General features: G+C 57.5%; 6 protein-coding genes and 1 pseudogene. 6 read left to right on the forward strand and 1 reads right to left on the reverse strand.

Annotated elements, in window-relative coordinates:
- Both ACK4TM_RS16555 and ACK4TM_RS16560 read left to right on the forward strand, forming a co-directional pair.
- Positions 1 to 497 (forward strand): annotated as a pseudogene (locus tag ACK4TM_RS16555) (DNA-directed RNA polymerase subunit beta'); the annotation flags it as partial.
- A gap of 425 nt (positions 498 to 922) precedes the next feature.
- Positions 923 to 1,825 (forward strand): DMT family transporter, encoded by a 903-nt coding sequence (locus tag ACK4TM_RS16560; protein ID WP_409703389.1) that lies wholly within the window; start codon positions 923 to 925, stop codon positions 1,823 to 1,825.
- Between the two features lie 5 nt (positions 1,826 to 1,830).
- On the opposite strand, the gene ACK4TM_RS16565 is transcribed toward ACK4TM_RS16560, so the two are convergent.
- Positions 1,831 to 2,397 (reverse strand): hypothetical protein, encoded by a 567-nt coding sequence (locus ACK4TM_RS16565; protein ID WP_409703392.1) that lies wholly within the window; start codon positions 2,395 to 2,397, stop codon positions 1,831 to 1,833.
- Positions 2,398 to 2,798: 401 nt separating this feature from the next.
- Here ACK4TM_RS16565 and rpsL point away from each other — a divergent pair, with 401 nt between their 5' ends.
- From rpsL to ACK4TM_RS16585, 4 genes are all read left to right on the forward strand, one after another.
- A complete protein-coding gene (gene rpsL, locus ACK4TM_RS16570; protein WP_409703395.1) occupies positions 2,799 to 3,170 on the forward strand; it encodes a 30S ribosomal protein S12 in 372 nt (123 codons plus the stop codon).
- Positions 3,171 to 3,182: 12 nt separating this feature from the next.
- Positions 3,183 to 3,653 (forward strand): 30S ribosomal protein S7, encoded by a 471-nt coding sequence (gene rpsG, locus ACK4TM_RS16575; RefSeq protein ID WP_409703398.1) that lies wholly within the window; start codon positions 3,183 to 3,185, stop codon positions 3,651 to 3,653.
- A gap of 15 nt (positions 3,654 to 3,668) precedes the next feature.
- The gene (fusA, locus tag ACK4TM_RS16580; RefSeq protein WP_409703401.1) at positions 3,669 to 5,792 is read left to right on the forward strand and encodes an elongation factor G; all 2,124 of its coding nucleotides are present in this window, start codon (positions 3,669 to 3,671) and stop codon (positions 5,790 to 5,792) included.
- 89 nt (positions 5,793 to 5,881) lie between these two features.
- Positions 5,882 to 6,107: GTP-binding protein (locus ACK4TM_RS16585; protein WP_409703404.1), on the forward strand; the 226-nt coding region annotated here is incomplete at its 3' end.

The following is a 6,107-nucleotide window of genomic DNA, read 5'->3' on the forward strand; positions in this document are numbered from 1 at the left end:
ATATCGAAGTCATCGTGCGTCAGATGCTCCAGAAATGGGAAATCCAAGACAGCGGTGACACGGTTCTGCTGAAAGGCGAAACCGTCGATAAGGCCGAATTCGATGAGGCCAATGCCAAGGCGATCAAGCGCGGCGACCGTCCGGCAACGGGCGAGCCGATCCTTCTGGGGATTACCAAGGCATCGCTGCAGACGCGCTCGTTCATCTCTGCCGCGTCGTTCCAGGAAACCACGCGCGTGCTGACCGAAGCATCGGTGCAGGGCAAGCGGGACAAGCTGATCGGCTTGAAAGAGAACGTGATCGTGGGTCGTCTGATCCCGGCTGGTACCGGCGGTGCCACCCAGCAGATGCGCAAGATTGCAGCGGACCGCGACAATGTCGTGATCGAAGCCCGCCGCGAAGAGGCCGAACAGGCCGCAGCACTGGTCGCCCCTGTGCGCAGCGAGGAAACCGATGTCTTCGGTGCTCGCACCGAAGCACCGGAAGATGACGCATAAACGTCACTTTCTGAAAACGATGAAGGCCCTCGTGAAAACGGGGGCCTTTTCTTATATCCGCCGATGACTATGGTGACGTAGTTTGTCTACCCACTGCAAATCTGGCAGGACAACCCAACGCCCAACCCGAGCCTGATCCTGATTGACGGACGGCTACGCAAAGCATGTTTCGCCGCAGCGCTGTTAAACGTGACGCGCGAAACGACCGTGTTGTTTGACGACTACACGACCCGTCCCCATTATCATACTGTCGAGGAATGCGTGAAACCGACCCGCGTGATCGGACGGATGGCCGAATTTGTAATCACGCCAGGGATGGTGGACCAAGCTGATTTTCAAAGGCTAGTCCCGTGGTTCTTTGATCTGCGATAGCGCCTGAGTTAATCCCTCTGGCACTGTTCCTGCCGCGCTGATACGTCCGTGTCATGGCAGTGATTTCAGACAATATCCGTGGTGCGTTACTGATGGTGGGGGCGATGACCGCCTATACTGTCAACGACGCATTCATGAAGGCGGCTTCGGATGAAATCCCGCTGTTTCAGGCGGTTCTGTTCCGTGGCATCGGTGCGATCACCTGCCTGACAATCATGTGCCGCTATCTGAACCAGCTGCATTTCAACCTGCCAAGGCGCGATTGGGCGCTGATCCTGCTGCGCACGGCGGGAGAAGTCGGTGGCACCTATTTCTTTCTGACCGCCTTGTTCAACATGCCGATCGCCAATGTCGCGGCGATCCTGCAGGCACTGCCCTTGGTCGTCGCTTTGGCGGCAACCTTGTTTCTGGGCGAAATGTTGGGCTGGCGCAGGTTCGCTGCGATTGCTGTCGGCTTTATCGGCGTTGTCTTCATCATCCAGCCGGGGGGCGAGGATTTCAGCGCCTATAGTTTCTACGCGCTGGCGGCGGTTGGCTGCGTCACCCTGCGCGATCTGGCCGTGCGGCGGATGTCGGTGCAGGTCCCCGCGGTTTTCATCGCATTGATCGCGGCGATCGGGGTGACGTCCCTTGGCGCCATCGGGTCCCTGTTCATTACGTGGGAAAGTTTCAGCACGACATCGGCGATGCAGGTTGGCGGGGCCACGATTTTCCTGATCTTCGGCTATGTCTTTTCGGTCAGCGCCATGCGGTCAGGCGAGATCAGCTTTGTCGCGCCTTTCCGGTATACCGGCCTGCTGGTGGCGTTGGTCCTCGGCATGGCGGTGTTTGATGAATGGCCCAACGCGCTGACCCTGATCGGGGCAAGCATCGTTGTCGCCACCGGGCTGTTTACCCTATGGCGCGAACGGCAGCTGCGAATCCGGCACAATCTGGCACCGGATCGCATCCGCTGATCCCGTCACCTTTTGCCAAAGAACACGCCGTCAAAACCCAGATTGACGTCACCCAGCGCCTGCCCCGCGACAGTCCCGAAAACCGCATCGCCGCGATGCCGGTCGTCACGCAGATTGCCCTGCAGATTCAGATTAACGTCCGAAGAAAACGCAGATCCACCAGGCGCAACACCTGTGATCGTTCCGCCAGCACCGGCTGATAAATTTCCGCGATCCTCGAATCCATTGATCGCAAGGTTGCCCCCCAGCGCCTGATCGGGTCGTCCCGCCTGATTAATCAGGTTCAGGTTGGTCACCGACCCGCGCACTGTGTTGGTGTTGAAACCCACATTCATCGACATATCGCCCAGCATGCTGCCTTGAAGATCGCCGCCGACATTGGCGCCGACCTTGCCGTTATAGGTGACTGACCCGGTGGGCAGATCCGAGATCTGCGTCTGCGGCAGGCGGCTGATCCGGGTCGCCTCTGTCAGCGCATTTGCATTGTCGCGGCTGGTGATCGTGGGCGGGTTCGGCGCGGCGCAACCGGCAACGACAAGGCAGGCCGCCAAAGCGGGTAAACAGCGTTTCATGGAAGACTTCTCCAACTTGGCCGGTTTTTGATTCTCGCAGGATTGCGGCAAGGGCTTTGCACCTCTTGTCCCGATAGGCGGGCAAGAGGCGATGCTATGCAATAACCGCCTGTTTTTACGAGCGATGCAACGCACGGTGGGTCGGGGGGCGCCTGTTGACAGCTTAAGCGCAAGAGCCTATACGCCGCTCACCCGGGCGGGGTTTCCCCATTTTGTCCCGATATCACATCTGTCGTGGCCAAGAACCGGGCGATTATAGCCTTGTTCCTCTGGATACAGACCGCACCGAACCTCCGGTAAGGGTTCGACGCGGAATTTTTGTGCTTTTCATAGTCGAAAAGCATGCTTTGAAACCCGCGTTTGCCGGACGCATAAATGTGAATAGATGGGAACATCACACGATGCCAACGATTCAGCAGCTGATCCGCAAGCCGCGCCAGCCGAAAGTCATGAAATCCAAGTCGCAGCACCTGGAATCCTGCCCACAGAAACGCGGCGTTTGTACGCGCGTCTACACAACCACACCAAAGAAACCGAACTCTGCCATGCGCAAAGTTGCCAAGGTCCGTCTGACCAATGGCTTCGAGGTCATCTCTTACATCCCCGGTGAAAGCCACAACCTTCAGGAACACTCTGTGGTTCTGATCCGCGGCGGCCGTGTAAAAGACCTTCCCGGTGTGCGTTACCACATTCTGCGCGGTGTGCTTGATACCCAAGGCGTCAAGAACCGTAAACAGCGCCGGTCCAAATATGGCGCGAAGCGTCCGAAGTAAGGGAAAGATCACATGTCACGTCGTCACGCCGCTGAGAAGCGCCAAGTCCTGCCAGACGCCAAGTTTGGTGATATCGTTCTGACAAAGTTCATGAACAACCTGATGGTTGACGGCAAAAAAGCCGTTGCCGAACGGATCGTCTATAACGCGTTCGATCGCGTTGAAGGCAAGCTGAAGAAATCACCTGTGGAAGTGTTCCACGAGTGTCTGGACAACATCAAACCATCCCTCGAAGTGCGCTCGCGCCGCGTCGGTGGTGCGACCTATCAGGTGCCCGTCGAAGTCCGCCCCGAGCGTCGCGAAGCGCTTGCCATTCGCTGGCTGATTGCTGCCGCGAAAAAGCGTAACGAAAACACCATGGAAGAACGTCTTGCAGGCGAATTGCTTGACGCGATCCAGGGCCGCGGCACCGCCGTGAAAAAGCGCGAAGACACCCACAAGATGGCCGACGCGAACAAAGCGTTCAGCCATTACCGCTGGTAATAGGAACGAACCGATATGGCACGCGACTACCCCCTTAACCGCTACCGCAACTTTGGTATCATGGCGCATATCGATGCAGGCAAAACCACCTGCACCGAGCGGATCCTGTTTTACACCGGCAAATCCCACAACCTTGGTGAGGTGCATGACGGCGCCGCAACGATGGACTGGATGGAGCAGGAACAAGAACGCGGCATCACGATCACTTCTGCTGCGACCACCACGTTCTGGCAGCGTCAGGATGATCCGTCTGCTGATGGGATTTCCGACACCAAATACCGGATGAATATCATCGACACGCCCGGCCACGTTGATTTCACCATCGAAGTGGAACGGTCGCTGGCCGTGCTTGACGGCGCGATCTGTCTGCTCGACGCCAACGCAGGTGTCGAACCGCAGACCGAAACCGTCTGGCGTCAGGCTGACCGTTATAAGGTTCCGCGGATCGTCTTCGTCAACAAAATGGACAAGATCGGCGCCGACTTCTTCAACTGCGTCAAGATGATCGCTGACCGGACCGGTGCCGTTCCTGCCCCGATCCAGCTTCCTATCGGTGCTGAAACCGAACTCGAAGGCATCATCGATCTCGTGACCATGGAAGAATGGGTGTATCTTGGTGAAGATCTGGGCGCGTCCTGGGTCCGTCAGCCGATCCGTGACAGCCTGAACGACATGGCGCTGGAATGGCGCGGCAAGCTGATCGAGCTGGCCGTCGACATGGATGACGACGCGATGGAAGCCTATCTTGAAGGCGAAGAGCCTGATGTGGCTACATTGCGCAGCCTGATCCGCAAGGGCACGCTGGCGATGAAATTCGTCCCCATTCTGGCCGGTTCCGCGTTCAAGAACAAAGGTGTGCAGCCGCTGCTGAACGCCGTGATCGACTATCTGCCAAGCCCGATGGACGTCGTCGATTACATGGGCTTCAAACCCGGTGACGAAACCGAAACGCGCAACATCCCACGCCGTGCGGATGACAGCATGCCGTTCTCGGGGCTTGCCTTTAAAATCATGAACGACCCGTTTGTCGGTTCCTTGACCTTTACCCGGATCTATTCAGGTAAACTGAACAAGGGCGACGCCATGCTCAATGCCACGAAGGGTGGCAAGGAACGTGTGGGCCGGATGATGATGATGCATGCCATCAACCGCGAGGAAATCGACGAAGCCTGGGCCGGTGACATCATCGCGCTGGGTGGCTTGAAAAACACGACAACCGGCGACACCCTGTGTGATCCGTCCGAACCTGTCGTGCTGGAAACGATGACCTTCCCCGAGCCTGTGATCGAGATCGCGGTCGAGCCAAAGACAAAGGCCGACCAGGAAAAGATGGGCATCGCACTGGCGCGTCTGGCTGCCGAGGATCCATCCTTCCGCGTGGAAACTGACTTTGAATCCGGTCAGACCATCATGAAGGGCATGGGCGAATTGCACCTCGACATTCTGGTCGACCGCATGAAGCGCGAGTTCAAGGTCGAGGCCAATATCGGTGCGCCGCAAGTGGCATATCGTGAAACGATCGGTCACGAAGTCGAACATACCTATACGCACAAGAAACAATCTGGTGGGTCCGGTCAGTTCGGTGAAGTCAAGCTTCTGATCCAGCCAACAGCGCCAGGTGAAGGCTATTCCTTCGAATCCCGCGTTGTCGGTGGTTCTGTGCCAAAGGAATACATCCCCGGTGTCGAAAAAGGGATCAAATCGGTCATGGATTCCGGTCCATTGGCAGGTTTCCCCGTGATCGACTTCAAAGTGGCGCTGCTGGAAGGCAAATACCACGATGTGGACTCCTCGGTCCTCGCGTTCGAGATCGCTGCACGGATGTGTATGCGTGAAGGGATGCGCAAGGCCGGTGCGAAACTGCTTGAGCCGATCATGAAAGTCGAAGTTGTGACGCCCGAAGAATATACCGGCGGCATCATCGGCGATCTGACATCGCGTCGCGGCATGGTGCAGGGTCAGGACAGCCGCGGCAACGCGATCGTCATCGATGCTTTCGTGCCGCTGGCAAATATGTTCGGTTACATCAACACCTTGCGGTCGATGTCGTCGGGCCGGGCCAACTTTACAATGATCTTCGATCATTATGAGCCCGTGCCGCAGAACATCAGCGACGAGATCCAGAAGAAATACGCATAACGGTGCGGCGGGGATAACCCCGCCCTGCCACCCCCATAAGGGCGGGGTTATTCCCGCCGCCCCAAACATCAAGTTGAAGGAGCCAGACCATGGCAAAGGCAAAGTTTGAACGTAACAAACCGCACGTGAACATCGGCACGATTGGCCACGTTGACCACGGCAAGACGACGCTGACCGCGGCGATCACCAAATATTTCGGCGATTTCCGCGCCTATGACCAGATTGACGGCGCGCCCGAAGAAAAGGCACGCGGCATCACGATCTCGACCGCCCACGTCGAATACGAATCCGAAGCACGTCACTATGCCCACGTCG

The organism is Yoonia sp. (assembly GCF_046292185.1).
In the GTDB taxonomy this organism is placed as follows: domain Bacteria; phylum Pseudomonadota; class Alphaproteobacteria; order Rhodobacterales; family Rhodobacteraceae; genus Yoonia.